Annotated in this window: 1 protein-coding gene; it reads right to left on the minus strand. The window is 68.7% G+C overall.

From position 1 onward, the window contains the following. A partial coding sequence (locus HWD99_RS18420) for a dihydroxy-acid dehydratase (RefSeq protein WP_241797638.1) occupies positions 1–233 on the minus strand: 233 nt, incomplete at both ends.

Here is a 233-nt window from a genome sequence, read left to right on the forward strand (position 1 = left end):
GGATAGACCCGCGCGATCAGCGGCACGGCGGCCGAGAGGCGGTCCATATCCTCCCAGTCGATGATGATCCCCGCCGCCCGCGCGATGGCGGGCAGGTGGATCAGATGGTTGGTCGAGCCGCCGGTCGCCAGCAGGCCGACCGCCGCGTTGACGATCGCCTTTTCATCGACGCATCGGCCCAATGGCCGGTAATCCTCGCCCTGCTGCCCGATCTTGGCCAGACGGTGCACGGC

The organism is Microbacterium sp. C5A9 (genome assembly GCF_022627955.1).
In the GTDB taxonomy this organism is placed as follows: Bacteria; Actinomycetota; Actinomycetes; order Actinomycetales; family Microbacteriaceae; genus Microbacterium.